The 26727-nt window shown below is 36.6% G+C and carries 25 protein-coding genes and 1 pseudogene; 19 read left to right on the forward strand and 7 right to left on the reverse strand.

Translation table 11 applies throughout. The annotated features are described in order from the left end of the window. Positions 1-22: 22 nt before the first annotated feature. Together BR87_RS09530 and BR87_RS09535 are read left to right on the forward strand one after the other, a co-directional pair. Complete coding sequence (locus BR87_RS09530; protein ID WP_035031436.1) at positions 23-748, forward strand: glucosamine-6-phosphate deaminase; 726 nt, start codon at positions 23-25, stop codon at positions 746-748. A gap of 287 nt (positions 749-1035) precedes the next feature. Next, positions 1036-2127: an FUSC family protein gene (locus tag BR87_RS09535; RefSeq protein WP_051929793.1), complete on the forward strand. Its 1092-nt coding sequence runs from the start codon at positions 1036-1038 to the stop codon at positions 2125-2127. 216 nt (positions 2128-2343) lie between these two features. On the opposite strand, the gene BR87_RS09540 is transcribed toward BR87_RS09535, so the two are convergent. Both BR87_RS09540 and BR87_RS09545 read right to left on the reverse strand, forming a co-directional pair. Further along, positions 2344-2886, reverse strand: a complete 543-nt coding sequence (locus BR87_RS09540) for a DUF2812 domain-containing protein (protein WP_035031439.1) — start codon at positions 2884-2886, stop codon at positions 2344-2346. Between the two features lie 2 nt (positions 2887-2888). Next, positions 2889-3203, reverse strand: a complete 315-nt coding sequence (locus tag BR87_RS09545; RefSeq protein ID WP_035033094.1) for a PadR family transcriptional regulator — start codon at positions 3201-3203, stop codon at positions 2889-2891. 275 nt (positions 3204-3478) lie between these two features. On the opposite strand from BR87_RS09545, the gene BR87_RS09550 reads away from it, so the two are divergent. From BR87_RS09550 to BR87_RS09560, 3 genes are all read left to right on the forward strand, one after another. Beyond that, positions 3479-4120 (forward strand): NADPH-dependent FMN reductase, encoded by a 642-nt coding sequence (locus BR87_RS09550; protein WP_244877051.1) that lies wholly within the window; start codon positions 3479-3481, stop codon positions 4118-4120. Positions 4121-4304: 184 nt separating this feature from the next. Then, positions 4305-4646 (forward strand): DUF1516 family protein, encoded by a 342-nt coding sequence (locus BR87_RS09555; protein ID WP_035031440.1) that lies wholly within the window; start codon positions 4305-4307, stop codon positions 4644-4646. A gap of 434 nt (positions 4647-5080) precedes the next feature. Continuing rightward, positions 5081-5365, forward strand: coding sequence for a YkvA family protein (locus BR87_RS09560; protein ID WP_051929797.1), 285 nt, complete (start codon positions 5081-5083; stop codon positions 5363-5365). Positions 5366-5545: 180 nt separating this feature from the next. Here the strand turns inward: BR87_RS09560 and BR87_RS09565 are convergent, their stop codons facing one another. Continuing rightward, positions 5546-5950 (reverse strand): zinc ribbon domain-containing protein, encoded by a 405-nt coding sequence (locus BR87_RS09565; RefSeq protein ID WP_051929799.1) that lies wholly within the window; start codon positions 5948-5950, stop codon positions 5546-5548. A gap of 156 nt (positions 5951-6106) precedes the next feature. Here BR87_RS09565 and BR87_RS09570 point away from each other — a divergent pair, with 156 nt between their 5' ends. The 5 genes and pseudogenes from BR87_RS09570 to BR87_RS09590 all read left to right on the forward strand — a co-directional run bounded on the left by BR87_RS09570 (position 6107) and on the right by BR87_RS09590 (position 10623). Then, positions 6107-6424 carry a hypothetical protein gene (locus BR87_RS09570; RefSeq protein WP_156959107.1) on the forward strand — a complete coding sequence of 106 codons (318 nt, stop codon included), beginning with the start codon at positions 6107-6109 and terminating at the stop codon, positions 6422-6424. A gap of 182 nt (positions 6425-6606) precedes the next feature. Next, positions 6607-8042, forward strand: a pseudogene (locus BR87_RS09575) (6-phospho-beta-glucosidase). A gap of 297 nt (positions 8043-8339) precedes the next feature. Next, positions 8340-8765, forward strand: a complete 426-nt coding sequence (locus BR87_RS09580) for a DUF2871 domain-containing protein (protein ID WP_035031452.1) — start codon at positions 8340-8342, stop codon at positions 8763-8765. 104 nt (positions 8766-8869) lie between these two features. Then, positions 8870-9802 (forward strand): daunorubicin resistance protein DrrA family ABC transporter ATP-binding protein, encoded by a 933-nt coding sequence (locus BR87_RS09585; protein WP_035031455.1) that lies wholly within the window; start codon positions 8870-8872, stop codon positions 9800-9802. Further along, positions 9799-10623: an ABC transporter permease gene (locus tag BR87_RS09590; protein WP_035031458.1), complete on the forward strand. Its 825-nt coding sequence runs from the start codon at positions 9799-9801 to the stop codon at positions 10621-10623. Before BR87_RS09585 ends, BR87_RS09590 begins: the two co-directional genes overlap by 4 nt. A gap of 94 nt (positions 10624-10717) precedes the next feature. Here BR87_RS09590 and BR87_RS09595 read toward each other — a convergent pair whose 3' ends face one another. After that, positions 10718-12622 carry a beta-N-acetylhexosaminidase gene (locus BR87_RS09595; protein ID WP_051929800.1) on the reverse strand — a complete coding sequence of 635 codons (1905 nt, stop codon included), beginning with the start codon at positions 12620-12622 and terminating at the stop codon, positions 10718-10720. Next, positions 12619-14298: a protein O-GlcNAcase gene (locus BR87_RS09600; RefSeq protein ID WP_051929803.1), complete on the reverse strand. Its 1680-nt coding sequence runs from the start codon at positions 14296-14298 to the stop codon at positions 12619-12621. The genes BR87_RS09595 and BR87_RS09600 overlap by 4 nt, the downstream gene beginning before the upstream one ends. Before the next feature lie 313 nt (positions 14299-14611). Here BR87_RS09600 and BR87_RS09605 point away from each other — a divergent pair, with 313 nt between their 5' ends. The 6 genes from BR87_RS09605 (at position 14612) to BR87_RS09630 (ending at position 20995) form a co-directional block, all read left to right on the forward strand. Beyond that, on the forward strand, positions 14612-15697 hold the full coding sequence (locus BR87_RS09605) for a DUF871 domain-containing protein (protein ID WP_035031461.1): 1086 nt from the start codon (positions 14612-14614) through the stop codon (positions 15695-15697). A 256-nt stretch (positions 15698-15953) separates the two neighbouring features. Continuing rightward, positions 15954-17000, forward strand: a complete 1047-nt coding sequence (locus BR87_RS09610; RefSeq protein WP_035031464.1) for a PTS sugar transporter subunit IIC — start codon at positions 15954-15956, stop codon at positions 16998-17000. Positions 17001-17039: 39 nt separating this feature from the next. Beyond that, on the forward strand, positions 17040-17966 hold the full coding sequence (locus tag BR87_RS09615) for a 2-dehydropantoate 2-reductase (RefSeq protein ID WP_035031467.1): 927 nt from the start codon (positions 17040-17042) through the stop codon (positions 17964-17966). 253 nt (positions 17967-18219) lie between these two features. Continuing rightward, entirely contained in the window at positions 18220-18873 is a 654-nt protein-coding gene (locus BR87_RS09620) for an ABC transporter ATP-binding protein (RefSeq protein WP_035031470.1), read from the forward strand. Further along, entirely contained in the window at positions 18870-19628 is a 759-nt protein-coding gene (locus BR87_RS09625) for an ABC transporter permease (protein WP_035031473.1), read from the forward strand. The genes BR87_RS09620 and BR87_RS09625 overlap by 4 nt, the downstream gene beginning before the upstream one ends. A 170-nt stretch (positions 19629-19798) precedes the next feature. Continuing rightward, positions 19799-20995 carry a CapA family protein gene (locus BR87_RS09630; RefSeq protein ID WP_035031476.1) on the forward strand — a complete coding sequence of 399 codons (1197 nt, stop codon included), beginning with the start codon at positions 19799-19801 and terminating at the stop codon, positions 20993-20995. A gap of 99 nt (positions 20996-21094) precedes the next feature. On the opposite strand, the gene BR87_RS09635 is transcribed toward BR87_RS09630, so the two are convergent. Continuing rightward, positions 21095-22324 (reverse strand): NAD(P)/FAD-dependent oxidoreductase, encoded by a 1230-nt coding sequence (locus BR87_RS09635; RefSeq protein WP_051929805.1) that lies wholly within the window; start codon positions 22322-22324, stop codon positions 21095-21097. A gap of 21 nt (positions 22325-22345) precedes the next feature. Continuing rightward, entirely contained in the window at positions 22346-23143 is a 798-nt protein-coding gene (locus BR87_RS09640) for an SDR family NAD(P)-dependent oxidoreductase (RefSeq protein WP_035031479.1), read from the reverse strand. 292 nt (positions 23144-23435) lie between these two features. Here BR87_RS09640 and BR87_RS09645 point away from each other — a divergent pair, with 292 nt between their 5' ends. The 3 genes from BR87_RS09645 (at position 23436) to BR87_RS09655 (ending at position 26708) form a co-directional block, all read left to right on the forward strand. Continuing rightward, on the forward strand, positions 23436-24329 hold the full coding sequence (locus BR87_RS09645) for a metallophosphoesterase (protein WP_035031482.1): 894 nt from the start codon (positions 23436-23438) through the stop codon (positions 24327-24329). 290 nt (positions 24330-24619) lie between these two features. Beyond that, on the forward strand, positions 24620-25738 hold the full coding sequence (gene pdhA / locus BR87_RS09650; protein WP_035031485.1) for a pyruvate dehydrogenase (acetyl-transferring) E1 component subunit alpha: 1119 nt from the start codon (positions 24620-24622) through the stop codon (positions 25736-25738). Next, positions 25731-26708 (forward strand): alpha-ketoacid dehydrogenase subunit beta, encoded by a 978-nt coding sequence (locus BR87_RS09655; protein ID WP_035031488.1) that lies wholly within the window; start codon positions 25731-25733, stop codon positions 26706-26708. Before pdhA ends, BR87_RS09655 begins: the two co-directional genes overlap by 8 nt. Positions 26709-26727: the final 19 nt, after the last annotated feature.

Consider the following 26727-nt stretch of genomic DNA (forward strand, 5'->3'; position numbering starts at 1 on the left):
CAGCTTAAAGGAGAAAAAAGATATGCAAACAATTTTTGTAAAAGATTATGAGGAAATGTCAAAGAAAGCTTTTGAAGTATTGAAAGAAGTTATTGAAGAAAACAAAGAACCGGTACTTTCTTTAAATACAGGAGGCACTCCTAGAGGGTTATTTGAGTATTTAGTAGAAGGGATAAACGATGGCCTAGATATCAGCGATGCTACCATCTTTAATCTAGATGAGTATGTAGGTCCAAAAAATGCTGTATACACTGTTCGCACCTATATGTATGAAAACCTTTTTAATTTAATTCAAAACCAACCCAAACAGGCATACTTGATTGATGGAGAAACAGAAAACCCTGATCAAGAGATTGAAGGATACAAAGAGCTTCTTTCCCAAAACAAAAGAGACATCCAAATACTAGGAGTTGGAACAAATGGGCATATTGGGGCCAACGAACCAGGGACTCTATTTGACTCAACCATGTTTTTGGCTCAGCATGAAGAATCGACTATTCAAAGTACAATGAAAGAATATGGAATTACTAGAGAAGAAGCACCAGCTGAAATGTTTACATTAGGTTTTTCTGAAATTTTAGATTCTGAAAAGGTATTATTGTTAGTTTCAGGTGAACATAAAGCTGAAGCAGTTCAAGCATTCTTAGAAGGCGAAATTACTCCAGAATGTCCTGTTACTGCTTTAAGAAACCACGATAACGTTAGTGTTATCATTGACGAGGCAGCTGCTTCGTTATTAAAAAAATAATTTAAGACTATTAAACTTATAGTTACAGTAGATAAAAAATCGGCAGAATTTCTTTGCCGATTTTTTATCTTGTTGTGGTTTTTTATTTAGAACATACAGATGTAGTTATTTTAGTATTTTTATAATAGGGAGAAGAAGGTATAATGTAATTAAATGATGTCTTCTTTTTTTTGATGATTTAGAATTGTGATTTTGCAGTTATCATTAGTTTTGACTAATTTAAGTATTACTATTTATTAAAAAAATAGGAGGCAAAAAATCAATTATGGAATCAGGAGTTTTTTTAAATGGAAAAGAAAAAAAAGTTTTTTCAAGAAATAACAACTATTAAAAAAACAGAAGATTCTTTATTACGCGTTTTTGGTGCAGGAACGACTACCGGAATTATACTTATGACAGGTTTTTTGCTGAACAATATGCAGATTGGCACTTTTGGAGCACTTGGAGGTTTTGCCTTTTTGTATTATCAGCCTATTCCGACAAAGTTTTTAATGCGACGGATACTTGGAGTAGGAGTGTGTCTGGTCCTAAGTTTTCTAGCAGGAGCCTTGTCAACATCTATACCTTGGATGATTCCTATTACGATTGGGATAGTCAGTTTAATCAGTCTTTTGGTTTTCAGAATACTTGATTTGCCAAAACCTGGAGCCTTCTTCATCATCATGGTGAACTCTATGGGAACAGGATTAACATTAGGATTTTCAGAAATAATCTGGGCTGCAAGTTATGTAGCTTATGGCGTTCTGACTGCCGCTTTGATGGCTTCCTTGGTGGGCATAGCCCATCGAGCATTGATTAAAGAAAAGGAAGAATATACGACTGTAGCTTTTAAAACAAAATTTATTTATGCTCTAAAGCATGACCCAGAATTGTTGTTGTCTTCTATTCACCATGCGGGGATCATCTTCTTTGCTGCTTACCTAGGATCAGCCTTAGAATTAGGCAATCCATATTGGATAACGATTTCTTGTGCGGCTGTTCTGCAAGGCAGAGAATTGATGGTTATTATGTATCGGAATGTTCAACGGGTAGTGGGAGGAATTTTTGGACTGCTGTTAGGAATGTTCCTATTTTCATTAGACCTGAATGTGATTCAGACGATTATTGTTATTATGATTTTGAATTTTTTTGTAGAGTATGCCATGGTACGCAACTATGGGTTGGCTAACTTCTTTACAAATCCTCTGGCTTTACTACTGGCAAACTTGTCAAGCGGCGCTTTCGTCAATGAGTTAGTAGGAAATCGGTTCATTGGGTTAGTTTTAGGAAGTATTATTGGATTGATCGGAGCGGCATTGATTGCAGGTGCCATTAAGTTGTTTAAAGGGGAGAACGGCCTTCCTGAAACATATCTCAAATCTCCAAAAAAAGAAGACTAAGAAGCGGAGTATGACAAAGCTATATTTCGATTCAGTACTGGAAATGAAGAGGCTATGTTTTTTGCAATAGATAGGAATACGAAATCAATAAATCTGCCCTTGCACAAATGACCATTCTTTTGTGTAAGGACAGATTTTTTATTTTTTAATAAGCAAACAGCAGTAGAGATAGAACAATTGTGCCATTAGGGGAGATTCAGCAGAAAATTTCTTGCATCATCTCTCTTCTAAATGATTGATTTTTTTAGTTAAATTAACGAATATTTTCCCATAGAGAATTAGAATGACTAGGAAACAAATGGTTATTGGAATACCGCTAATAAGGGATTTGGTAGTGAATACGTTTGATAATAGGATAAAAAGCAAAATAAATGACATAAACGTTCCAAACCAGGTCCATTGCATTCTCACTTTCTTCAGCAAACCAATCATTGAATCTTTATCCGTGAAGATCTCAAGAGATTGCGTTTCGTCTGTACTAAGTTTTCTAAAATAAACCCAACTGCCTTGGAAAATGGGGTAAGAGTAAACAGCTTCCCAACCTGCATCTTCAAAAATAGTTAAATATTCGTCTAAGTCTTCTAACGTTTCTTTATAATCGATCCGATAAATATGGTTTGCCGGTTTACCTTCTTCAAAGTGGTACCGCAAGTTTTTATACTTTGTAAAATGCCAACCTTCTAAAGCCATACGATGCAAAAAGTCTTGTTCTTTCTCTAATTGATCCACTGTAATGAATTTTAACACTTTTTTTTCCATGCTTATAGCTCTCCTTTAGAGTTGAAATAGAGTTCTTCAATACGTGCTTTTTCACTATCTAAAATTTCTTTTCCCATTGGCGTGATTTGATAAATCTTTCGATTGCTTTCTTCTTTTACGGGCTCGATCAAACCATCCTTTTTCATCTTTGATAAAGTTCCATAAATGGTTCCCGGACCTAATGAAATACGTTTTTTAGTCAGCTTTTCAACATGATCAATAATGGCATATCCATGTTTTGGTGAAACTAGGGATAGAAGAATATAGAAGGCCGTTTCAGTCATTGGAATATAATGCTGTTTTAATTTTTCGTTGATCAATGTACCACACCTCGATGTATTTGATGCATATACTATATCATGATGCGATATAATTTGCAAGAAAATAATATCGCATCGCGATGCTATTTTCTAAAGGGTTTCTTATCCCTTGGATGGGTGGCTACTATAGATCAATATAAAAAATAATAACTTACTAAAAATAAGTGTTGCAATGCAACTTCTTCTGTGGCATACTAAATAAGCACTTACGAAATGTAAGTGAATAATTGATGGTTTACCTTCAATTAAACTAACATAATGGAGGAAACGCATTGAACAGTAAATCAATATTCACTCGAATGAGCGAAGCAATATTTGGGGAAAAATCACAAACAGAAGAAAAGGGGAAAAACAATATGAAAATCGGTATTATCTCAGGAAGCGTACGTGAAGGAAGAAACTCAGAAGCAGTAACACAATGGATCCATGACTTTGCAGTAAATAGGAACGACGAAGGAGTAGAATACGAAATCGTTGAATTAGCAGATTATGATTTACCGTTATTAGGAGCTAAACTTTCTGAAGATCGTCAAGCCGCAGCAGGGGCAGCAATTCAAGCTTGGTCTGAAAAAATGGCTTCATTTGATGGCTATGTATTTATCACTCCAGAATATAACCATGCATTAGGCGGAGCGTTAAAAAATGCTTTAGATTACTTAAAGCCAGAAGTAGCGAACAAAGCAGCAGCAATGGTTGGATACGGCAGTTTAGGCGGCGCGCGTGCTCATGAAGATATGCGTTCTATCTTAGGTGAATTGAGCGTTGCTTCTGTTCACACAACAACAAACTTCTCATTAATGACGGACTTTGAAAACATGAGTATTTTCAAACCAAATGATTACAATAAAGTAAATGCACAAGGTATGTTTGATGATTTATTATTATGGTCAAAAGCTTTCAGTACGATTCGCTAAAGTTAACATTAGCACACTTTTTAAACGCTCTTCAAAGCAAGTACGGTAAAACGTGCCTGCTTTGAAGAGTTTTTTTGAAGAGGAAATACTATCAAGCTGGTCAATGTTATTGATTGAAAGAAAGTGACACTAGTGTTACAATGAAATTCAAAGAAATCATTTATTATTAGAGGAGGATAAACATATGTGGCTACACATTCATTTAACAGCTTTTATATTGATATTTGTTGCTATTTTAGTAAAATTATTTAACCAAGATAAAGAAATGAAGGCTCTATTTATGGTCATTCGAGTCGTTTATTTAGTCTTGATTGCAACAGGAATTCGTTTAGCAATGTATACGTTCGATTCTCAAGCCGTATTAACAACAGTAAAAATCTTACTTGGATTAAGTACGATCGCTATCTGTGAAATGGCTTTTGGCAAAAAGGGAACAAAGATGCTGAAAAATGTGCTCGTTGGTTTAGTAGTAGTAACGGCTATTGTCGGACTTGTTTTAGCAGGCGGACGTCCGTTTGTATCTTAAGAAAGCAATACAATAAAAAACAAAAAAGGCATCTCAAAATGTGTTTATTTTTTGAGATGCTTTTTCTTTGTCTCATTCAAAATCGATGCCATAGTGTTCCTTAAAGAGAAATAGTATGGAGCTTATGTATAGCTAAATTATTTGTATACGTTGTTTTAAAAATCAGGTGATCATATTTATAGTCTGACAGCCTAATACTTTCATCATATATTTCATACTCTAGACTGATTTATTTAAAGAAAAAATCGGTTATACTAAATCTATAAACGAAGACAATAGAACAATAAGCAGTTGTGTCCAATGTCTCATTGTTAGTGACTTCCGAAAGATAAATTGTATAACTCAATTGCAAAAAGCATCCACTCTGTCTCTGAATTTTGGTAATGAAATTAACTGATTTTCCGAATCTATCATGATAAAGGATGAGATGAAAAATGAAAATGATTCAAAAACAAAAGAAAACACCGGTGAAACAAGTAAAATCTCTTGTATTGTCTCTTTTTAGTACAAAAGTAAGCGGGAAAAAGAAACTGATGGTTGCAGCGATTATTTTTTATATCATTAGTCCTATCGATTTTATCCCGGATTTTATTCCTGTAGCGGGTTATGCTGATGATGTGCTCCTTCCGATTTTGCTGATTATTGCGAATAAATTACTGTCAGACAATACTGAAGTGAAAAATAACAACGTCATAAAAGAGGCTGAAAAAGTTCAATAGGCTATTTAAAGAATTACCCTCGTGGTAGTTCTTTTTTTACTTAATGGTTTTATAAAAAATATTCCAAAAGAAGCTAGGAAAGGATAATAAACAGAAAAAAATAAAATTCCGTCCCTGCTCTCAGAAAAATTCGATAAGATAGGAAACGGGATTTTATTGTATGAGTTGGGAAGCTGCCAACTAGGTTTTTTTGATGAATTGCTCTTTACAATGAGGGCAAGTAACTTTTATTTTCCCTTTGTTTCGTGGAACTCGAAACTCTTTATGACAATTAGAACAAGAATAGTATTTGTACACTTTGCGCTGATGAAATTTATTTCGTTGTTTATTCCATTTATCATTAAGGTGATAGATGAAAGTCAAAAATTTTTGATTTTCTTGATAGCGCTTAGTACGATTACGAGAAAAAGCTCGATAGTAACCAATGAGAATGGCTACCCATCCAATTAAACTTCCGGGTGTCCATTTCAGCAAACTAAATAAGAAAACGAAAGCTAATCCTCCATAAAGCAAATAGGTTGAAAGCTTATCCACGCCATATCTGCCAATCATAAATATTTGAAATTTGGTTCTGATTTTTTCCATTCGATTTGCCGCCTCTTTCTGATTTCTTTCTTCTAGTATTCATAAGTATAACATGTCAAAAAAAAGCTGCGACCGGCTTTAGTCTGATTTCAGCAACAAAGTTATTTTTCACGTGCTATTAAATTTTCTTGCACTTCTTATTTCGGTGGACTTTTTGTGGGGATGACTAAAGTAAGAAACTTTTCTGGTGGGTCTCCCGGATTATTGACTCTTCCATGTTACATTGGAGACAATACGTTGAGCTATTTTTATTTAGAGTGTATCGGTGCAGCAATCAGTATCGTAGTTTCCTTTGCTATTTCTTTCCTTCTATATAAAGAGCCTGTTACTGAAGAAGATGCACTAGCAGATAAAGACCGTCCAGCTGTATCCAGCAATGATAAGGATGAAGCTATCCAAACAACAGTAAGCGGAGCTGAAGAAACGGTTGTCTCACCAATGAAAGGAGAAGCCGTTGCATTATCAGTTCTGTAGGCTCTGCTGTAGTACTAGGCGGAAAAATTATAAAAGTCATCAAATAAAGGGCCATTTCCTGAATTCAGGTTGTACGGATAAAATATTTTAAAGGGCTTACAAAGGAAAAATCACTATGCTACATCTTGTAGATGAGTAAACATTACAGCTTTCGCTGAATAGGATTGAAGGAGGATATATATATGGGACTTAGAAAAGACTTTTTATGGGCGGCGCTACAGCTGCCAATCAATGTGAAGGTGGCTATGATAAAGGCGGACGAGGACTTGCGAACGTAGACGTGGTTCCAACTGGGAAAGATCGCTTCCCGATCATTACAGGAAAACAAAAAATGTTTGATTTTGATGATGAGCACTTTTACCCAGCTAAAGAGACTATTGATATGTATAGTCACTATAAAGAAGATATCGCATTATTTGGAGAAATGGGCTTTAAAACCTATCGTTTATCGATTGCATGGAGCCGTATTTTCCCAATGGGAGACGACGCTGAACCAAACGAAGAAGGTCTGCAATTCTATGAAGACTTATTCAAAGAATGTCATAAATATGGTATTGAACCCTTAGTGACCATTACGCATTTTGATTGTCCCATACATTTGATCGAGAAATATGGTGCATGGCGCAGCCGCGAAATGATCGGATTCTACGAAAACCTTTGTAATGTTATTTTCCGTCGTTATAAAGGGCTAGTGAAATATTGGTTAACCTTCAACGAAATCAATATGATTCTTCATGCTCCATTTATGGGATCGGGATTGTATTTTGAAGAAGGCGAAAATGAAGAGCAAGTAAAATACCAAGCGGCTCATCATGAACTCGTAGCGAGTGCCATTGCTACCCGTATTGCTCATGAAGTCGATCCAGAAAACCAAGTGGGCTGTATGCTGGCTGCTGGGCATTACTATCCTTACTCTTGTAATCCAGAAGATGTTTTCAAAGCGCAAGAAGCTGACCGTGAGAACTACTTCTTTATCGATGTTCAATCGCGCGGAGAATATCCTGCCTATGCTTTGAAAAAACTAGAACGTGAAGGCGTCACGATTCAAATGGAAGATGGAGATTTAGAGTTGTTGAAAGAACATACGGTAGGTTTCATCTCTTTCTCTTTCTCTTACTATTCTTCACGTGTTGTTTCGACTGATCCAAAGGTAAATGAAACAACTTCTGGCAATATTTTTGCTTCTGTAAAAAATCCTTATTTGGAAGTGAGCGAGTGGGGTTGGCAAATAGATCCATTAGGACTAAGAACGACGATGAATTCATTGTATGACCGCTGCCAAAAACCTCTTTTCATCGTTGAAAACGGCTTAGGCGCGGTAGACGAACCAGATGAAAATGGATATGTGGCTGATGATTACCGCATCGAATATTTAGCAGCACACTTGCAAGCGATGAAAGATGCCGTTGAACTAAATGGCGTATACTTGATGGGGTATACAAGCTGGGGCTGTATCGATTTGGTTAGTGCTGGTACAGGCGAAATGAAAAAACGTTACGGTTTTATCTATGTTGACCGCGACAACGAAGGAAATGGAACGTTAGCTCGTTTTAAGAAAAAATCCTTTGACTGGTACAAAAAAGTGATCGCCAGCAACGGAGAAGACTTGTCCATGTAAAATAAAAATTGAATCACTAGAGAGATAGAATTAACTATCATATAAAACACTCATCTATTTATAAATAGGTGGGTGTTTTTGTTGGCCTATTAGATTTTTTCAAAGAAGCAAGATTATTTTTAGTTAATTAATTCCACTTTCTTGACAACAAAGTTATCTATAGGTATACTAATTTCATAAAGTTACACATGTGTAACTTTAGGAGTGAGTTATTTTAAAAAGAGAAAATAGAGATGTTTTTTAATGTAATTCATTCAACTGATTTCATTTATTTTTAATTTCTAAGGAGGAATACAAATGAAACGATTATTAAATACCAGTCTTTTTTATGCTGTTTTTGGTTTAGCAGCTGGTTTATTTTACAGAGAATTTACTAATATCTATAATTTTACAGAATGGACGTCGCTGAGCGTGCTTCATACGCATGCTTTAATGTTAGGAATGTTTACATTTTTGATTTTAATGCTGTTTGAGAAAGTATTTCATATTACACAATACAAAAAGTTTAAGCCTTTCTACATGATTTATAATGTAGGCTTATTGTCGACTTTACTGATGCTGACGATTAGAGGTATTACGACGGTTTTAGGAACAGACTTAAGTTCAGGAGCAAATGCTGCTATTTCTGGTGTAGCCGGCTTAGCACATATTCTTTTAACGGTAGCTATCATACAACTGTTTGTTCTTCTATATGCTCTTATCGGCGATGAGAAAAAATCTTAATAAGTCTAGCTTATTAAAGAAAATTATTTTGCATCTTTTTAAATGCATTTATTTTTTATAAGAAGTAGGATACGAGTCAGGAGAGTCAAGAAAGGAGAATGAGGATGAAGCCGATTATTGAAGTGAAGAATTATACTAAAAAATATGGTGATTTTACAGCCGTTAATGATGTTTCATTTGAAGTCGAAGAAGGCAGCATTTTTGCTTTCCTTGGTCCAAACGGAGCGGGTAAAAGTACTACGATCAATACGTTGTGCACAATGATGGAAAAAACGTCTGGAACATTACTGATCGATGGGAAGGATGTTTCAAAAGAAAAAGATGCAGTCCGCAAAGCCATTGGAGTCGTTTTCCAGTCACAAACTTTAGATGAAAAAATGACAGTTTCAGAAAATTTGAATATGCATTGTGTCTTCTATGGTATTCCTAAAGGTGAAGTGAAAGAACGAATCCATTTTGTCTTAGACCTTGTCGATTTGCTGGATTGGAAAGATAAAAGCGTCTCTAGTCTATCAGGTGGTATGAAACGACGGGTGGAAATTGCTCGTGCACTGTTGCATTACCCAAAAGTGTTATTTTTAGATGAACCCACAACAGGTCTAGATCCTCAAACACGTAATCGGATGTGGGAATACATTACCAAGCTGCAAAAAGAAAAGAATATTACCATTTTTCTAACAACTCATTATATGGATGAAGCTGAGATTTGCGATCATGTAGCAATTATGGATGATGGAAAAATCATGGTAGACGATACTCCTGAAAACTTAAAACGAAACTATACAAAAGACAAAGCAACTTTACATGTCAATCAGCCGGAAAAATTTGAAGAGGCATTAACAAAGCAGCATTTTGGTTATCAAAAAGAAAAAGAAACTTTTTATGTTGATGTAGATGTAGACGATATTCAAGCGTTTTTGGATTTTATTCAACCATTTAAAGAAGAAATTCAAGATCTAGAGATTAATAAAGGAACATTGAATGATGTCTTTTTAGAAATTACAGGTAAAGAAATAAGAGAGGAGACTTCAGAATGAGAACTATCACAGCACTATGGTTAAGAAACATTCGAGGATTTGTTCGCGATCGAGTAAAACTTATTACGTCGCTTGTTATTCCATTCTTCTTCCTCTATGTTTTTAATTCAATATTCAAAACAGATCAAGTAGAAGATCCAACAGCTTTCTTACTAGCTGGGATTATTGTGGCGACTGTATTTCAAACGTCTTTAAATATTGCAACTTCAACAATTGACGATACAGTCTCTGGCTTTATGAAAGAGATTTTAGTCAGCCCGACCAGTCGTTTTCAAGTCGCCTTGGGACAAATTCTTTCAGCCGCTACAATTGCAACAACTCAAGGAATTCTAATTTTAATTATTGGATTTTTCACTGGATTAAGATTTGAACAGTGGCAAACGATTTTGTATGTCTTACTGGCATTAATGTTAGTTGGATTGGTATTTTCGGGATTAGGATTGTTTTTAGCCTCTATGGTGAAAAGCTCATCTACTTTTCAAGTCGTACAGCAAGCTGTTGTATTACCTTTCACATTTTTATCAGGAGCCTATATTCCCATCGACTTTTTACCTAAAGTCCTGAAATTTGTTTCGTATTTTAACCCGATGACTTATACAACTGCATTTTTTAGAACGATTATGTTGGAAAAAGGCGGCTTAACGCAAACAGAATGGTTGAAATTAGGTTTGGCGTTTGATTTCAATGGATTTGTCGTAACACCTTGGATGAGTGGAATTGTTATGGCTGTTTTTGGCGGCTTGTTTTTATTCTTAGCTACCAATTCTTTTGTCCATGCTGATTTTAACAAGATTTCTCGTAAACCAGCTGCTGGAAAATAAGAAGCTATATCTACACAAAAAGAAGCTATCAGTATAAAACTGACAGCTTCTTTTTGTTTGAAAGTTCCTAATACTGATGATTTTAAATGAAAACTTAATGGTATCCTGTAAAAGCAATATCATTATAATCCGGTACATTGATAGACAAAGGGGTTGTTCCAATTAAAAAAGGCAGACGTTGTTCTTCTAGTTCTTCTATTTGGTTGATTTCGCCAGTTGTATAGTGTTCAATTCTTTGGCGAGCGGTCTTTAAACGTTGGAGTAGCCCACCATAACGAATGTCTAATGTTTCCCATCCGAAAGCTTTATAAGTAGCCAGCCAAATAGTAGAATGACGATCTCGGAGCCTTTCAACAGCATCGATGATAGCAGGAATCCGATTGTAAGCGAGCTCATTTAAAGAATCCACCTGTTTATCTTGATAAGCACTGAGTAAATCTATTCCGAAAGTGGCTTTTAGTTCCAAAACTTCAGCTAAACTTTGATACAACTTTAAATTTAATTGAAAAACGTCTGTTGATTCAGAAAGATAAGAGTTAATAGATTGTTTACTTTGTTTATAATGCTGTATCAAGTTTCCATCTTTTTGGTACCGATTGACATGGTCATCAAAAAGGCCCAACAAAGGATCTTGCCAAAGCAGATATTTAGATGGATTAGCCATGTAATGATTCAGCGGCTCTACTCCAGGAACTTCATCCAAGAAGCGAAGCGATAACATACAATCATACAAGTTAGGTTGCACACATATGGCAAACCGAGCAGCAATCAGCTCTGCTGCTACTTCTTCATGATAGGCATGCTCAGCGTACCACTGCATGATCGGTAAAGCATTCCAATGAGAAGTTTCCTGTCCATTATCGCCCCATGTCGTAGCTAAGATTTTTTTAACACCAGTTTTTTTACAGGTCATTAAAGCAGGGTTTAATGTTTTTAATGATTTTCCGTGATTAGGTACGATGGCTCCATAAATGTGGATTCCACCGGCAAATACTACATCATCTGCAAATAGGCGATGGTTCTCGATCCGTTTTTTATATTTTTCTGACTCAAATTCGCCGTAATCCCAGTAGACATAGGAAACGTCTTTCGGCATAGACTTCGCTTTTTTTTCATCGATTTCCGCTTCTACTGGATAGTATCCCGACAGACCTTTTTTATCCAAAGTATGGTAGATGAAATCGCTCCAGACAAGCGGCTGTAAGTCTAGTTCTCGGCACAACGAAACCACTTTTTCCAAATGCACTTTGATTAAAGTGAAGCGTTCCGTATAAGGGAAGAGGTTTAAATATTGCCCAAGACCTACTCCATAAGATTCATCCAAACCAATGTGCACTTTATTTGAACTGAATGTAGCTTTTACAGTTTCCAGCATGTCTAAAATAAAAGCGTATGTTGCTTCAGAACCGACTAATAAAGTGTCTTCATCTTCTCTCATTTCAGCCATTTTTTCCCATTTCAAAGCCTGCGAGAGATGGGCTAGTGTTTGAATACACGGAACTACTTCGATGCCAAATAACTGAGCGTATTGGTCTATTTCCTGCAATTCCATTTTTGAAAAGCGACCTCTTAAATAACCAAAATAAGGACGAGAAGTGATTTCGTAGGTATCTTCCATATACAAATAAAGACCTGTATAGCCCATCAAAGCCAACATTAAAATAAATTTTTTGATGCTTTTCATGTTCATCACTGCATTTCTGGATGTTTCCAGCATAAAATCCAACTGATCGAACTGCATTGTTTCTCGTTTCTCAGAAAGACCTTCATGCTGCATCTCTAGCAGCAGACCTAACCCACGAAAAAGATGCACTTCCATACTACCGGAAATATGTGCAGTACCGTTTGCTTGATCATAGTGGACCACTAATTCATTTCCGGCACTATTGTGATAATAAATCTTGGCTGGTTTCAATTCATGATGATTCTCCAGCCAAGCTATTGTTATTTCAACTGCTTTGAGAGTATCGCTAGAACTTTCAATAAGTTCCCACATCATTTGACTTTCTCCTTTACTGCAATTTTTTCGGTTAGCTTCCAATACTGGACAAATGCAGCGGGTAAATCCGTGCCGATTCGATAAGGAATATCAGCCAACTTAGTTTTTACTGCTTGGATTTTATCAGGATAGCCTTCCATTATTGTCTGCCAATAAAGCAAATCTTCTTTTGTGCGTTTTAACCAAGGGCCAATCGTTTGTTGAAAAGCAGAATCCTCAACTTCTAATAGTTGCCAGCTTGCTTCAACCAGTTGTTCCAATTGATTTGTAATAAAAACTAAATCTTTTTCTTGGATGGCATTTTGTTGTTCAAGTGTCAGAACTTCCCTGGTATATTTATTAGGGTTAAACTGAGCAAAAATCTTTAAAGCTTTATAATATTTAGCCGGAAGATACTCTGCTAACGTTTTATTCCAGCTGTCTACTGTTTTATAACCAGCAGAATTCCATAAAAATTGGCTCATATTATGGATAGTCAATTTTGATAATTCCCATTGGGCCATTGGATTTGAGACGACTCCAACAACCTGGAATGGTTCCTGATTCAGCAGTGGTGAGCGGTTTTCGTACGGACTTAGAAACAGCAATTCATAGTCTTTCTGATAATCGTTGACCGGAATGTTGTCCCAGATGATCATTGGTCTGTTGTAGGCAGCAGCCATAGTTTTTATTTCAGAAGTAGTGATTTGTGCAGCTAAAGTTGAAGGGCCGGTCCAGAATAAGGGAATATTTTTAGGCATCTTTTCACTCAATATTTCCAAATAAGAAGAATCTTGATGATTATCGTATTCTGTCGGACAGACAACAAAGCAGTAATCTTCTAGCTCATTTTTTAAGAAGTTGTCAACTTGTGTAATCAAATAAGCATGTGCACTGGCGGATGAAGCAAATTTCTTTTTAGCGTTGCCTTTTAGCAAATAGTCAATATCATCCATTAATAAGCCAAAGTTTCTAACACCTATATCAATCAGTTGTTGCAGCTTATTAGTCAAAACCGCTACTTCTTCTGTTTGAGTGTAGTCAATGTCATTGCCTGGACTAATCATATAATAAAAATCAATCATTTCTTTTTCAGCGGTCTCAATTAATGCTTCAAACTGAGCAAGTTCTTTTTCAGGATATAATGTGCGCCATAAATTACGTTGGTATTCATCGTCTTTTGGAGCATACATATACGTATTCATCCGATTTTTCCCAAGATAATGTAAGACATCCAATCGATCAGCATGTTGCCAAGGGAGCCCATAAAATCCTTCAATAACACCGCGAACTTGAAAAGAAACGGAATGGGCAATGGAGACTAGCAAACAAGCTGTTCCGTTGCTGGTTTTTTCAAAAAGCAGCTTCAAAGCTTCAGCTGCATAACGAAAACCGCGTAAGTTTTTTGTTTTGATGATAATCTCTTTTTGTTCAGTTACCGTTAATGTGAAACTATCTGGTTTTAACGTACGATCAAATTCATGTGTTAAGGACATTTCCGTTTCGCCGGAAAAGTCGCTCGGCACCAGTTCAAAAAGAGCATTGTCTAGATTGTTGCCAAATACATCTTGAAATGTTTCAAAGCGAAAAAATTTTCCGAAAAATTTAATTTTTATTGGATTTTTTGTAAAGAAAAGATAAGTACCTTTTGTGTAGACTTCTTGATAATCAGAGAACTTTTGCAGTAATGTTTCCAACTTTTTTCCTCCTCGTAAATAGGTTGTGCTAAAAGATCGATTAACCGTAGATTGACTAAACGAACTAATAACCTGATAGATATATATTCTATTTTACTAGAGTTCATTCCTTTTAAAAGATACAAACTATAGCAATATTAGGAGAAATTTAATACTATTAACGGGACCTAGACCATTTTTGATTTTATTAGCTGGATATAACATATGAATCGCTTCAACCCAGTAATAAAATACAATAATCCTTTACAATTAACTGTGAAACGCTTACCATTGTTTAGTGTAAGCGAGAACAGTATATTTATGGAGGGCGACAATGAAAAATATCGGAATTTCTATTTATCCGGCCAAAAGTACGTATGAAAAGGATAAAGAGTATCTAGACTTAGCAAGCCAATACGGTTATACACGTGTTTTTATGAGTTTATTGGAAGTAGAAGGCGATACCACTGAAGTTGTTGATAAATTTAAAAAAGTGATTCAATATGCAAGTTCAGTTGGAATAGAAACTGTTTTAGACATTAATCCAGGACTATTTGGACAATTAGGTGTCAGCTACGAAGACTTAAGCTTTTTTAAAGAGCTTGGCGCAAGTGCGATCCGCTTAGATTTAGGGTTTACCGGTGCTGAAGAAGCGCGGATGACACAAAATTCGGAACAGCTGAAAATTGAAGTCAATATGAGCAGCGGCACGAAGTACATTGATAATGTGATGAGCAATCAACCGAATCGAGACTACTTAACAGCTTCTCATAATTTCTATCCACAGCTTTATTCTGGACTTTCTCAAGAACATTTTGAAAAGACTACAGCACAATTCAACCAATACAATCTTCATACCGCTGCCTTTATTACAGCAGAAAATGGAGAACTTGGTCCATGGCCAGTTCAAGAAGGGCTATGCACATTGGAACAGCACCGTTATTTGCCAATCCATACTCAAGCAACTCATTATAAATTGATGGATTCAATTGATGATTTGCTGATCGGGAATGCATACGCGACAGAAGAGGAGTTAGAAGCTGTAGCTGAAGCTTATCTTGGAGCGTATCCAGAATTGAAAATAGAATTTTCAGAAAATGCAACAGATTTAGAGAAAAAAGTTATTCTAGAAGAGATTCATAGTTACCGTGGAGACCGCTCAGAATATATGATCCGTTCATCTATGACACGTATTAAATATAAAAATGAAGATTTTCCTGCTCATCAAACCGGTCAAATCAAAAAAGGTGATATCCTGATTTGTAATGATCAGTTCGGTCAATACAAAGGCGAAACGCAAATTGCCTTAAAAGAAATGAAAGATGATGGAACTCGAAATATTGTTGGTCATATCAAAGAAGAGTCGGTATTCTTATTGGATTACTTACCGCCTTCAGCCAACTTCTGTTTTGTAGAATAAAATAAAAACACCCCTGTAAAAGTCTGTTTCTATTCTACTTTTACAGGGGTATTTAGTTACTGAAGTTAAACATTCCTCTTGGCTAAGTTAGAATATAATTAGAAATAGAAGTATTTACACGAATTAGTTCAAAAAAAATTGAAGTCTGTAAAAGTTTGTGATATTATGAACTTGTAAGAAAGATATGTGAAAAAAATCACAGAAATAAAAAGTACATGGTCTCTGTCAATTAAAATAGGAAAGGTTGAGTTTAATAATGGAAAATAAAGTTGCGTATACAGGGAAAGATTATTTAAATAAAGTCTTAGCAGGAACAGCCTCAGGAGTCGTTATAGGATTGATTGCAAATGCAATATTGGGTTCGATCTTCAAGTCGCTTATACCGTATGGATCTGTATTTGAGTTATTAGCAAGTGTTGTCATGATCATGCAATTTATCACACCAGCAATTATTGGAGTTCTAGTAGCCTTGCAGTTTAAATTAAGCGGAATGGAAAGTGTCGTTATAGGAGCCGCCGCCTTTTTAGGTTCAGGTGCTTATCAAGTTACTGAAGCCGGAGTGCAATTAGTTGGTATTGGTGATTTGATCAATGTTATGCTCGTCTCTGCTATTGCAGTATTTGTTACACGGCTTCTGCAAGGTCGATTAGGTTCACTAACACTGATACTAATGCCGATCATCGTTAGTGTAGGTGTAGGCACGTTAGGTTTGATGATGCTTCCATATGTTGGCATCATCACTTCTTCACTTGGAAACTTGATCAACAGCTTTACTTCTTTACAACCATTACTAATGACTATCTTAATATCTATTGCGTTTTCTATCATCATTATTTCACCAATTTCAACCGTTGCGATAGGAATTGCTATCGGAGTTACTGGATTAGGAGCTGGAGCAGCAGCAGTGGGAATAACGGCATGTACTGCCATTTTAGTCATCGGTTCTATCCGAATCAACCAAACTGGGACAACCTTAGCCATTTTATTGGGAGCTATGAAAATGATGATTCCTAACTTGATCAAACATCCAAAAATCATGATTCCAGTTGTTATCAATGCCTTTGTTTCAGGGATTGGTGTTTATATGCTGACCATTCAAGGTACACCGCAAACAGCTGGTTTTGGAATCGTTGGTTTAGTTGGACCTATCCAATCCTTTAATATGGGAACAGGGTTAATGAACGTTCTTTTAGCCTACTTTGTGATCCCTTTTGTAGGTGGTTACCTTATTGACGTTGTTTGCAATAAAGTACTGCATATTTACGAGAATGATATCTTCAAATTTATACCAGCTTCAAATTAAATGAAAGATAATTTATTAAACAAATGGAGGAATTTTAAAATGAAAATAGCAATTGCGGGTTCTGGAGCTTTAGGTTGTGGATTTGGTTATATGATGCAAAAAAATGGAAACGACGTTACTTTGATAGACTTTTGGGAAGATCACATTAAAGCCATTCAAAAAAACGGTTTGACTATAACTGTAAATGGAAAAGAAGACAACATTGACATTCCCATAGGAAAACCTGCTGACATTAAAGACACATTCGATACTGTATTTATTTTCACTAAGTCAATGGGCTTACGTCATATGTTGGAAAAAATTAAACATTTGCTGTCAGAGGATACTAAAGTTATCTGTTTATTAAATGGATTGGGACATGCTAAGACAATTGCTGAATACATTCCAGAAAAAAATATCATTATGGGTACGACTGTTTGGACAGGTGGGTTAGATGCGCCAGGGAAAACACATTTCATGGGTGAAGGTCCTGTTGAAGTCCAAAATGCGGATATCAACGAAAAAGAAAGTACCCTTCAAATAGTGAAAATGATGGCCGATAGCGGGTTGAACGGTGTCTATAGTCAAGATGTTCATTTTACAACATGGAGAAAAGCTTGCGTCAATGGCACAATGAACGCTTTGTGTTCCCTACTAAATTGCAATATCAAAGAGTTGTTCGCAACTTCTGAACATGAAGACCTGATCAAAGAAATCGTCAGTGAATTTTCTCTTGTGGCGGAAACTGAAGGTGTCCATTTAGACGTAGAAGAAACGGTTAGCTACTTGAAAGCGACAGCAGAAAAAGTTGGAGCTCATTATCCTTCTATGCATCAAGACTTGCAGAATAAACGTCTGACCGAAATTGACTTTTTGAATGGTACAGTAGCAAAAGAAGCAGAAAATAAAGGGTTAAACGCTCCTTATAGTAAATTGATCACTCAATTGATTCATGCCAAAGAAGATATTCTAGGTATCAAGCGTTAAGTAAGATAAGTGAGCGGCTTTCCTTAAATAAGCTGAAGCAGTACAGAGCAGTCTGCTAAATGATGAAATCAAAGTATAACTGATAATCATTTCACTAGTATAAAATACCGTTCATTCAAACAATAAAAGAAATTAAAATAAACTTCATTGGACCATTAGTTGATAACTGTTATAATGTAAGCTGTTCTATCAATGAGCAGCTTTTTTTTATGTTTACATAAACTGTTTTAAAGAAAACAAAGGAGGAGACAGAATGAGCAAACCGATTATTAAATTGACTCAACTGAGTTTTAAAGCAAATGATAACTTGATTTTAAATGACATCAATCTTTCAATTGAAGAAGGAGAATTTGTGACGATTACCGGACCATCTGGCAGCGGGAAAAGTACGCTTTTAAAAATAATGGCTTCTATGATCTCGCAAACGGCCGGCTCAATAGACTACCAAGGTAAGCGTCTGGAAGAGTATGCTCCGATTGCGTACCGTAAAGAAGTTTCTTATTGTTTTCAGACAGCGGTATTGTTTGGGAAAACCGTTCAGGAAAACCTGTCTTTTCCTTATGAAATCAGACAAGAAAATTTTAATTCTGAAAAAGCCGCAGCTTATCTAATGAAGGTCGGATTGAATAAAACGTATTTGACAAAAAATATCAACGATCTGTCAGGTGGGGAAAAACAACGGATCGCTTTAGTGCGCAATTTGTTGATTACACCCAAGGTTCTATTGCTGGATGAAGTTACTAGTGCACTGGATGCAGAAAATCAATTGATCGTCAGACACTTGATTCGAGAAATGAATCAAACAGAAGGCATCACGGTATTGTGGGTTACACATAACACTGACGAAATTGCAGAATCAGATCGTGTTATCCAGATTGTCAATGGAGAAGCGGAGGAAAAAAGATGAATTTAGAAATCAGCAACACTTCATTGTTACTTGCAACAGGATTAGTGTTGGTTGCACTAGGAGTTGTTTACAAAGAAAAGCTTGATTTAGGAAAAGATATTCTATGGGGCGTTTTTCGCGCTGTCGTCCAATTATTTGCAGTCGGTTACGTACTTGGATATGTGTTCAAGTTGGACAACACCATAGTCACGCTGGCCATGTCATTGGTTATTGTTTTTAATGCTTCCTACAATGCTGCTAAAAGAAGTCAAGGGATTCCGGGAGCGTTTAAAACATCTTTTATTGCAATTTTAACTGCGACTGCGTTGACATTGGTCATCCTGTTATTTTCAGGCTCCATAGCATTCAGCCCTTCTCAAGTCGTTCCGATATCCGGAATGATTGCCAGCAACTCAATGATTGCAATCGGAATTTGCTATCGAAATCTGAATAGTAAATTTACCGACCAGCGTCAGCAGATACTAGAAAAATTAGCACTGGGAGCGGACTTAAAACAAGCTTCCATTTCAATTGTCCGAGACAGTATTAAAGCGGGAATGTCCCCGACGATCGATTCAGCTAAGACGCTTGGCTTAGTCAGTTTGCCAGGGATGATGTCAGGGTTGATGTTTGCTGGAGTTGATCCGACACAAGCCATAAAATACCAAATCATGGTGACGTTTATGTTGCTATCAACAACCAGTATCGCTTCAGTTATAGCCAGCTATCGAGCCTACAAAGGTTTCTATAATGAACGAAAACAACTAATTGGTTAAAGAAAAAATGAGAAACAAGCCTGAGATTCTATTTCAAGCTTGTTTTTTTAGTGTACCCAGACAAGAAACGGTGCTTTACTAGAGGTTACGAAATGAAACGGGTATAATTCATATTATAGAATTAGGAAGAGAAGCACTCAAATCAGTTTGCATAGGAAAGGAAGATGAATATGAAAAAAATCGGTTTTTTAGTAGCAATGCTGGTATTAAGCGGATGCGAAAATCAATCTGCTGAAAGCCCCAGAGATGTTTCGTCAGCCGCAGAACTAGCACTAGTCTCATCAAGTGAGTCATCTGTTGAACCAGAAGACCCGCATGATGAAGAAAAAAGAATTTCATTTGTGGGAGTAGGAGACAACCTGATCCATAATGTGATTTTTGAAGAAGCTCAGTTAGAAGACGGTTCATTTGATTTTAAACCAATGTTTGAGTATGTAGCAGATCCTATCGAAACGGCAGATTTAGCTTTTATTAATCAGGAAACATTGATTGGCGGAGATGCATTTGGTTTTTCTGGTTATCCAGATTTCAACACGCCCAGCGATATGGCGGACAACTTAAAGGATTTAGGGTTTGATTTAGTGAATGGAGCTTCCAATCATTCATTGGATAAAGGCAAACAAGGCGTTTTGAACACTTTAGAAATATGGGAACAACAAGAAGACATGGTATTTACAGGGGTATTTGATTCCCAAGAGCAGCGCGATGCGATCCCAGTCATTGAAAGAGATGGACTAACTTTTTCTTTCTTGGCTTATACATATGGAACTAATGGTATTGAGCCGGATGCCTCTTATCGTTTAAACTATTTTGACAAAGACTTGATTACTCAAGATGTTAAAAAGGCAAAAGAAGTTAGTGATTTCGTTATTGTGTCAGCACATTGGGGAGATGAACATATGCTTGAACCAAATGCCTTTCAAAAAGAATATGCTCAGTTGTTTGCAGATCTAGAAGTGGATGCGGTGATTGGCACACACCCTCATGTGATTCAACCGGTTGAATGGGTAGAAGGGAAAAATGGCCATCAAACATTGGTCGTTTACTCTTTAGGAAATTTCCTGTCTGCTATGTCGACCGGAACTGAAAATAATATCTTAGGAGGAATGATTTCTTTTGATTTTGTGGTAAAAGAAGAAGAGAAAGCTATTGAAAATGTCAAATGGGATGCGACAGTGATGCATTATACAGGAGATCAGAATGATTACGCTGAATCAAGACAGAATTTTAAGATATACCCGTTGGATGATTATACAGAAGAACTTGCACAGCAGCACGTTCTTAATGGTTATCAAGAGAATCAAGTATCGAAAGCCTCTTTACAGCAGACAACAGATAAAGTCATTGATTCGGAATTTCTGAAATGAGAATCACTAACAATCAAAGCAATAGAGACTAAAAGCACTGCTTTAGGTTCAAATAAACCTAAGGCAGTGCCTTTTTTTATTAGAGAGGTTGTTTTACGTTTATTCTTCTTTTTCTTGGATAGCACCTTTTAATGCAGTTGAATCAGCAGGCGGATTACTAAGAATGTTACGGACATCGTCTAAATCGGCTTTAACATTCCAAAGCAAGATACCCACCGGTTTATTATCTTTAAGGTAATAAACAACTTTTCCATCGCCGACTTTATCGATCAATGTGTCTAGCTCTGGATCTAATGTTCCGATAGCTTTCCAAGAGATACCAAACACGACAGAATAGAAGTAAGGAGTATGTGTATACGGTTCATCTGACCCAGCCATCGCTTTTCCAACAGCTTCTCCTGAATTTCGTGCATGATCCACGTGTTCGATTCGATTTTTGCCTAAAATTTTATCTGGATAAGCAGCGATATCTCCAGCTGCATAAATATCTGGATCTTCAGTCCGCAGATATTCATCAACAACAACACCATCTTCTACTTTCAAGCCGCTTTCTTTTGCTAAGGAAACGCGTGGAGAAACACCTAGTCCGCTTACGATTGCATCACCTTCGAGTTCTGTACCATCATCAAGCGTTAAAACCAATTTGTCGTCTTCTTTTCGATAGGATGTAGCACGTTTTTCATTCACAAGTGTGACGCCGGCTTTTTGAAAAGCAGCTTCGTACTCTTTGGCGATTTCTTCAGGAAATTGTTTGCTTCCAAGGGTTTCATCAGGATAAATTAGCGTGACTTTTGTTTGGTTCTGTACCAAACCAGCAGCTAATTCGGCTCCGATATAGCCGCCGCCAATGACTAAAATATGACGGTTATGGCCAGAAAGTTCACGAAGTTTTCGATAATCGGTCCAGTTTCTAAAGAAAATTGCGCGTTCATCTTCAGGACCGTCGATCTTAGCCGGTTCGCTACCTGTTGCCAAGAGTAATTTAGTATAGCCGATGACCGTGCCATCTTCTAATTGAACGGTATGCATATCTCGATTGATTGCTGTTACGACAGTTTCTAATTCAATTTCAGCACCTGTTTCTTCTGTATTAAGTGAAACTTGGTCTTCTGTAAACTCCTCATCTGTCCATAATTTTTTCGTTAAAGCAGGTCGAGTGTAAGGAGCATCGACATCAGCAGAAAGGATACCGATAGTACCCATTTTATCCTGTTCGCGTATTCCATTTGCGGCATAGGCGGCAACCATACCACCTCCGATAATCAAGTAGTCATAAGGTTGGTTAGCTTGTTGTGTGCGTTGAACTTCATTTTCTGGTTGGTTCTGCATGTATCTTTTCTCCTCTCTTTTTTAAATAGTAGCAACGGAGCCAGAGTCGACGCGGTAATTAGAACCGTTGACAAAAGAAGCTTTATCAGAGCAAAGGAAGGCAATGACGGCAGCCACTTCTTCTGTCTGTCCGCGGCGTTTGAGTTCCATATAAGGTCTTTTTTTATCAAGAAACGATTGAATGGCTTCATCTTTTGATACATTTAATTCTTTAGACCGTTTATCCATCATGGCATCAGTCATTGGTGTCTCAATGAAAGCCGGTGAAACGGTGTTGACCAGTAAGCCTTCACGAGCATAAGTACGTGAAAGTCCTTTTGCAAAGGCCAGGATTCCGGCTTTTGCACAGCAATAAGGCAATTCATCGTCATAAGGCTGTACAGCATCTTCAGAAGCTATTAAGACTAGTCTGCCCCAGCCGTCTGCTCTTAAATCTGGCAAGAATTCTTTTACCACACGAACCGGTCCGAGCAAATCTACTTCGAGTGTCGATTCCCAGCCTGCCATGTCAATTTCATGAAAAAGGCCTTGTGCACCGGTAATGCCGGCGGATTGAACCAAAATATCGATTTTTCCAACTTCTTCCGTAATTTTGTCGTGCATCGCTCTCAGTTCTTGGCTGCTGGTAATGTCTGCAGCATAATGAAAAAGGTTATCGTTCGTACCCAGTTTGGCTGCAGCTTGTTCTAACTTTTCTTTCTTTTTACCCGTAAGAATTACTGTGGCGCCTTCTTCTAAAAGAACACGTGCCGTTTCCCAACCAATGCCCGAACTTGAACCAGTAACTAAAGCTACTTTTCCCTTAATACCTAAATCCATGCTGTTTTCCTCCTTAGTGAGTGGTCTGCTGATTTTTAAGTAATTGCCTGAATTCGCTCTCTTTACCTGTTACTTAAAATGGTACTATTCTATCTGAGCAAATACAATGATTACGCATTATGGATTTTTAGATGCATCATTAACAATTCCCCCTGCAATCCCAGACACAGAAAAAGAAATGTTCATCAGGCTATTATTTTTTGTTATGAGTATAGATAAAGTATACTGGTAGTAAGATAAATAAGAGCTTAGTCTGTTTTAAAGGAGACTAAAGTGAAATGGGGTGAAGAAGGTGTTCACAGACAGACGGTTAACGGAAGCTTATAAAAAAGCCAGAGTTGAATATTTTGATGAACATTCAAAATATGTCATCTTTAGTGATGTCCATCGAGGAGATGGCAGTATGTCAGATGAATTTACACGAAATCGGAATATCTATCTTCATGCTTTGAAATACTATTATAAAAATGATTTTACTTATATTGAAGCGGGAGACGGAGATGAAATGTTAGAGTATTCAGATTTTAAATACACTAAAAATGCTCATCGCGAAGTATTTGATCTTATTAAACAATTTTTTGATAAAAAGCGTTTGATACGTTTGTATGGCAATCATGATATCTTTTTAAGAAAACAAAAATTTGTGGAAGAGAACTACTATACAAACTACGATGAATACAATGAAGTGTTTTTTGATTTTCTTAAAGGACTCAGACCAATTGAAGCATTAGTATTAAGAAACTTAGAAACGGGACAAGAAATTTTAACGGTACATGGTCACCAAGGAGATGCACCCAACGATCAATTTGCGTTTTTTACAATGCTTTCTCTAAAGTTTTTTTGGCGATTTCTCCATGGATTTGGCATAAGGAATCCGTCAAGTCCGATAAAAAATGTCTCTAAGCGACATAAAATTGAAAAGAATTTTAATAAGTGGATCAAAAAGAATAAGATGATGCTGATTTGCGGGCACACACATCGATTTAAGTACCCTAAAGACAAGGAACTTCCTTATTTCAATTCAGGCTGTTGTGTCTATCCAACTTTTATTACAGCAATTGAACTGACTGAAGGGCAAGTTCAATTAGTACGCTGGTCAATTAAAGTGAATCCAGATGGAGGACTGACTATTGAAAAAGAAGTAATGAGAGGCCCAGAACCCATTGAAGAATTTGATATCCGCTAAAGTTTTTGACTAAAAAGGAGTAGATTGGTCATAATAGATAAATAATAAATGTAAATAATTAAGCAGGAGATTAAGACATAATGGTCTTAGACTCCTGTTTTTTTGGGTGAAGAAAGGAAGAATGTTTTAGCCTTACACCGATTTAAGCTAGAAAAAACTCCCTAATAATGTAAGCGTTTTAATGTTTCTATATGGGTATAGAATATGTCAATTATCCAAGGAGGAAAAGAAGGAGTACAATAAATTCGTAAAGCGCTTCCATAAAAACGATTAAGGAAAGGGATGTAGATATGTCTAAAAAGAACACAAAAAATTTTAACTTAGACCACATTGTAGAGAACTATAAAAAAGATTTTCCTTTTTATCAAGTTTTAGATAAATCCGGAAAAGTCAGCAATCCAGAATTAGAACCTAATTTATCAGATGAAGAGTTAATTGAATTAATGCGTCGGATTGTTTGGGCTAGAGCCTATGACCAAAGAGTTACCTTATTAAATCGACAAGGGGCACTTGGAAATTACGCTCCAGGTGGAGGACAAGAAGCAAGTCAGGTAGCTACTCAATATGCTTTACGAGATGGAGACTTTTTTGCTGGTACTTATCGTGATTTAGTACCGTTGATTTTTCAAGGATTGCCATTAGAAAAAGCCTTTTTGTGGTACAAGGGTCACATGAAAGGGAATGAATATCCTGAGGATTTAAATGCATATATTCCACAAGTTATTGTCGGTGGACATATTACTCATGCAATGGGTGTAGCATTGGGAATGAAAAAAAGAAATAAAAAGAATATAGTTCTTTCATTAAATGGAGATGGTGCAACTTCTCAAGGTGATTTTTATGAAGGAATAAATTTTGCAGGTGTCTATAACGTTCCTTATGTGATTGTTATTCAAAATAACCGGTACGGAATATCTGTTCCGCTTGAAGAACAGACAAAAGCAGAAACTTTGGCACAAAAAGCAGTAGCTGCTGGGATTCCAGGAATTCAAGTAGACGGAATGGATCCATTAGCTATGTATGCAGCTGTTTCAGCAGCACGAGATCATGCAATAGCAGGTAAAGGTCCTGTTGTCATTGAAGCGCTAACGTATAGATTCGGTCCGCATACGATGTCAGATGATCCTACACGCTATCGTAAAGAAAAAGAACTAACAGAATGGGAAGAAAAAGATCCTTTGATCCGTATGAGAAATTATTTAACAGAAAAAGGATTATGGAGCAAAGAGCAAGAAGAAGAAGTAATTGAAACATGTAAACAAGAAATCAAAGAAGCAGTAACAGCAATTGGTAAAGTTGAAAAACAAAAAGTTTCTGATTTCTTAAAAAACATGTACGAAGTTTCACCTCAAAATGTTCAAGAACAAATCTCAGTGTATGAAGAAAAGGAGATGTCACAAAATGACTGAAAAAACAATTGTTCAAGCCATTAATGATGCCTTAGATTACAAACTAAAAAATGATGAAAATACGTTAATTTATGGTGAAGATGTTGGGCCGAATGGAGGAGTTTTTAGAGTAACAGACGGCTTGCAGGCAAAACATGGAAAAGAACGTGTATTTGACACTCCGTTAGCTGAATCAGGTATTTTGGGAATGTCTATCGGCCTTGCCACTGAAGGCTTTAGACCCATCCCTGAAATTCAATTCTCAGGATTTATTTTAGAGGCAATGGATCCGATCATTGCTCAGTTTTCACGGATGCGTTACCGTTCTGCTAACACGAGAAGTATGCCGATTACAGTGAGAGCTCCTTATGGCGGCGGTGTTCATACACCTGAACTCCATTCAGACAATCTAGAAGGTATTTTATCTCAAGTTCCTGGGATGCGAATTGTCATTCCGAGTAATCCATATGATGCAAAAGGGTTATTGATTTCTTCTATTGAAAGCAATGATCCAGTGATTTTCCTTGAACATTTAAAACTATACCGTTCTATTAAACAAGATATCCCGGATGAAGACTATCGTGTGCCATTAGATAAAGCTGCTATTACTCGAGAAGGGTCAGACGTAACTGTAGTAACTTATGGCTTAATGGTTAGTGAAGCCTTGAAAGCAGCACAAATACTCGAAAAAGAAGATATTTCTGTTGAAGTAGTTGATTTAAGAACTGTTTCTCCTGTTGATATGGAAACTATCATTGAATCAGTCAAGAAAACAGGCCGAGTTGTAGTAGCTCAAGAAGCTCAAAGACAAGCAGGAATTGCAGGACAATTGATGTCAGAAATTGGAGAACGTGCATTCATGTACTTAGAAGCACCTGTTTGTCGAGTAACAGCACCTGATACCGTTTTTCCGTTTGGGGCAGCAGAAGCAGAGTGGATTCCAAATGCTAAAGATATTGAAAAGAAAATAAAAGAAATAGTAGAATTCTAAAAGCAAATAAGGAGGCTTT

This window comes from Carnobacterium mobile DSM 4848 (assembly GCF_000744825.1).
GTDB lineage: Bacteria > Bacillota > Bacilli > Lactobacillales > Carnobacteriaceae > Carnobacterium_A > Carnobacterium_A mobile.

Bases quoted from the DNA above. Each gene is read 5' to 3' on its own strand.
- BR87_RS09530 (WP_035031436.1), top strand. From the start codon at position 23: ATGCAAACAATTTTTGTAAAAGATTATGAGGAAATGTCAAAGAAAGCT.
- BR87_RS09535 (WP_051929793.1), top strand. From the start codon at position 1,036: ATGGAAAAGAAAAAAAAGTTTTTTCAAGAAATAACAACTATTAAAAAA.
- BR87_RS09540 (WP_035031439.1), bottom strand. From the start codon at position 2,886: ATGGAAAAAAAAGTGTTAAAATTCATTACAGTGGATCAATTAGAGAAA.
- BR87_RS09555 (WP_035031440.1), top strand. From the start codon at position 4,305: ATGTGGCTACACATTCATTTAACAGCTTTTATATTGATATTTGTTGCT.
- BR87_RS09560 (WP_051929797.1), top strand. From the start codon at position 5,081: ATGAAAATGATTCAAAAACAAAAGAAAACACCGGTGAAACAAGTAAAA.
- BR87_RS09565 (WP_051929799.1), bottom strand. From the start codon at position 5,950: ATGGAAAAAATCAGAACCAAATTTCAAATATTTATGATTGGCAGATAT.
- BR87_RS09580 (WP_035031452.1), top strand. From the start codon at position 8,340: ATGAAACGATTATTAAATACCAGTCTTTTTTATGCTGTTTTTGGTTTA.
- BR87_RS09585 (WP_035031455.1), top strand. From the start codon at position 8,870: ATGAAGCCGATTATTGAAGTGAAGAATTATACTAAAAAATATGGTGAT.
- BR87_RS09590 (WP_035031458.1), top strand. From the start codon at position 9,799: ATGAGAACTATCACAGCACTATGGTTAAGAAACATTCGAGGATTTGTT.
- BR87_RS09595 (WP_051929800.1), bottom strand. From the start codon at position 12,622: ATGATGTGGGAACTTATTGAAAGTTCTAGCGATACTCTCAAAGCAGTT.
- BR87_RS09605 (WP_035031461.1), top strand. From the start codon at position 14,612: ATGAAAAATATCGGAATTTCTATTTATCCGGCCAAAAGTACGTATGAA.
- BR87_RS09610 (WP_035031464.1), top strand. From the start codon at position 15,954: ATGGAAAATAAAGTTGCGTATACAGGGAAAGATTATTTAAATAAAGTC.
- BR87_RS09615 (WP_035031467.1), top strand. From the start codon at position 17,040: ATGAAAATAGCAATTGCGGGTTCTGGAGCTTTAGGTTGTGGATTTGGT.
- BR87_RS09620 (WP_035031470.1), top strand. From the start codon at position 18,220: ATGAGCAAACCGATTATTAAATTGACTCAACTGAGTTTTAAAGCAAAT.
- BR87_RS09625 (WP_035031473.1), top strand. From the start codon at position 18,870: ATGAATTTAGAAATCAGCAACACTTCATTGTTACTTGCAACAGGATTA.
- BR87_RS09630 (WP_035031476.1), top strand. From the start codon at position 19,799: ATGAAAAAAATCGGTTTTTTAGTAGCAATGCTGGTATTAAGCGGATGC.
- BR87_RS09635 (WP_051929805.1), bottom strand. From the start codon at position 22,324: ATGCAGAACCAACCAGAAAATGAAGTTCAACGCACACAACAAGCTAAC.
- BR87_RS09640 (WP_035031479.1), bottom strand. From the start codon at position 23,143: ATGGATTTAGGTATTAAGGGAAAAGTAGCTTTAGTTACTGGTTCAAGT.
- pdhA (WP_035031485.1), top strand. From the start codon at position 24,620: ATGTCTAAAAAGAACACAAAAAATTTTAACTTAGACCACATTGTAGAG.
- BR87_RS09655 (WP_035031488.1), top strand. From the start codon at position 25,731: ATGACTGAAAAAACAATTGTTCAAGCCATTAATGATGCCTTAGATTAC.